This is a genomic window from Aquisalimonas sp. (assembly GCF_007120195.1).
Taxonomy (GTDB): domain Bacteria; phylum Pseudomonadota; class Gammaproteobacteria; order Nitrococcales; family Aquisalimonadaceae; genus Aquisalimonas.
Genome location: NZ_SKOG01000265.1, coordinates 1 through 2,998 on the forward strand (window position 1 = coordinate 1; position 2,998 = coordinate 2,998).

The 2,998-nt window shown below is 67.2% G+C and carries 1 protein-coding gene; it reads left to right on the top strand.

Annotated elements, in window-relative coordinates; all coding sequences use genetic code 11:
* The coding region (locus QZT63_RS18270; protein WP_290653226.1) for an amino acid adenylation domain-containing protein at positions 1 to 2,970 on the top strand (2,970 nt) is incomplete at its 5' end.
* Between the last annotated feature and the right edge of the window lie 28 nt (positions 2,971 to 2,998).

Consider the following 2,998-nt stretch of genomic DNA (forward strand, 5'->3'; position numbering starts at 1 on the left):
CGTGTGGTCAGCGCTGTCCGGCCTGATCGTGACCCGGGCAGCAACCCCTTGTTCCAGGCCATGCTCGTGCTGCACAACGCGCGGCCGCCAGCGCTGCGCGTGGCGGGGCTGGAGCTGGAACCGGTAGCGGTGGAAAGCGGTACGGCAGTGACCGATCTGATGTTGCTCCTGGATGACGGCGAGCGCCTTGGCGGAGTGCTGGAGTACAACGCCGCGCGGTTCGATACCGGGATCATCGACCACCTGCTCTCACACTTCCGAACCCTGCTGGAGGGCATCGTCGCCGACCCCGAACGGCGCCTTGGGGCCCTGCCATTGATGACTGGCGCGGAGCGCCATCAGGTGCTGGTGGAGTGGAATGACACGGCAGCCGACCTCGGCGACGACGCGCGCCTGCACCGGCTCGTGGAGTCGCAGGCCGAACAAACCCCACACGCGGTGGCGGTGGTGTGCGAGGGCTCTAGCCTGACCTACCAGGCGCTCGACCACCGGGCGAACCAGCTTGCTCACCGGCTGCAGCAGCTCGGCGTGGGACCGGAGGTGGTAGTAGGCGTTTGCATGCAGCGATCCCTGGAGGTCGTGGTCGCCGTGATGGGTGTACTCAAGGCCGGCGGGGCGTACCTGCCGCTGGATCCCGAATACCCGCGCGAGCGCCTGCGGTACATGGTGGAGGACGCGCAGGTTGCCGCCCTGCTGGCCCAGCCGCATCTGCTCGACGGCCTTCCCACGCCGCATGTACAGGTTGTAGCGCTGGACAGAGATTTTCAGGCGATCGCCGCAGAGCGCGTGGACAAGCCAGCGCAGCAGACAAGTGCGGAAAATCTGGCGTACGTCATCTACACCTCCGGCTCCACGGGAGAACCCAAGGGCGTGATGATCCCCCACCGGGCGATCTGCAACCAGCTGCGCTGGCGCCAGCGGGCCGTACCACTGTCGGATACGGACGTGGTCCTGCAGCGCACGCCCCTCACGTTCGATCCGTCCGTCTGGGAGCTGTTCGGGCCGTTGGCCGCCGGCGCCCGCCTCGTCATCCCCCGTCCGGGCATGGATTCTGACGGTACCTACCTGCTGCGGCTGATCGCCGAACAACAGGTGACTACCCTGCAGGCGGTCCCGTCCGTGCTCGACGCGCTTTTGCAGCAGCCGGGTATCGACGACTGCGGCAGTCTGCAGCGTGTGTTCTGCGGCGGGGAGCCACTGCGGCCCGCACTCCGGGAGCGGTTCTTCGCGCACCTGTCAGCGGAGCTGCACAACCTCTATGGCCCCACCGAGACAGCGATCGATGCCACCCACGCAGTCTGCCATCCCACCGGCGATCAGTCGGTTGTGCCCATCGGCCGCCCCATCGCCAACGTGCAAGTCTACATCCTGGACCCTCGCCGCCAGCCCGTTCCCGTCGGTGTCCCCGGCGAGCTTCACGTCGGTGGGGCCGGCCTGGCCCGCGGGTACCTCAACCGGGCGGAGATGACCGCTGCCGCATTCATTCCCGATCCGTTCGGCGATGGGCCCGGCGAACGCCTGTACCGGACCGGGGATCTGGGGCGCTGGCTGCCTGATGGCAGCATCGAGTTCCTGGGCCGCCTCGATCAGCAGGTCAAGGTGCGAGGGTTCCGCCTCGAGCCGGGAGAGATTGAGGCCGTGTTGGCGGCCTATCCCACCGTGCGGGAGGCAGTCGTCGTACCCCGGAACAACGCCCGCGAAGAGCTGGAGCTGGCCGCGTTCGTGGTGGCCGGCGACCAGACCTGCGCAAGCGACCTGCAACGCTATATGGCGGACCGACTGCCGGTTTACATGGTGCCGTCCGCCTTCAGGATGCTGGACGCAATGCCGCGCACGAACAGCGGTAAAGTGGATCGTGATTATCTCGCCCGGCAGGCGGAGCCGGTATCCCGGCGGACGAGCGCGCCCGTGGCTCCACGGGATGCGGTGGAGCTTCAACTCCTCCGTATCTGGGAGGGGTTCTTCCCCGGGCAGCACATCGGGGTCACCGACGACTTCTTCGAGCTCGGCGGCCACTCCCTGCTTGCCATGCGGATCATCGCGCGGATTCACGGCGCGTTTGACCGGGAGCTCCCCCTCTCCAGCCTGATCCAGGGGCGCACGATCGAAAGGCAGGCCTGCCTGCTGCGTGATGTGCGGCGCGAATTCCGCGCGCCGGTGGTCGCCGTTCAGCCACACGGCCCCGGGCGAGCGTTCTTCTGTGTTCACCCGGTTGGCGGAACCGCCTTCTGCTACCTGGAGCTTGCGGCGGCCCTCGGCGACGATCGTCCCTTCTACGCGCTGGAGGCGGTTGGTCTCTGGCAGCAGGAGCCCCACACCCGGATCGAGGACATGGCGCACGCCTATGTCCAGGAACTTCAGCGTGTGCAGCCAGAGGGGCCCTACCTCCTGGGCGGCTGGTCGATGGGTGGGGTGATCGCCTTCGAGATGGCCCGAGAGCTTGAGGCGCAGGGTGAATCGGTCGCACAACTGGCCCTGATGGATGCTCAGTTGCCAGCGCCGCCAATGGGCTGTGCCCAGGAGGAGCAGGCGGTGATGCTGACCGCCTTGATGCGGGAACTCGGCCTCGGCCCGGATGAACTCACCATCTCCCTGGGGGATTTCTGGCAGCTGAGTCCCGACCGGCAGCTGGTCTGCGCGCTCGAGCATGCACGCACGGCCAACCTGGTGCCGCCAGATCTGGCAATGACCGGATTCCGTCAGCAACTGCGTGTATTCACCACCAATCTCCGGGCGATGCGCGGCTACGTGCCAGCACCGTACGCTGGTCGCCTCACACTGTTCGCAGCCGAGGAGTCCCTCGGGGGCGCCACCCGGCTCGGGCCGAGCTGGGACGAACTCGCCAAAGGCGGCGTGGTGCGGTACACGGTTCCGGGGAACCACTACACCATGCTTCGCCAGCCGCACGTATCGGTGCTCGCCACGCGGTTGGCTTCCTGTCTGGATGACGTGGCAGTGGTGGCTTCATGAACGAGTGCATCCCGGCTAGCGACGCCTC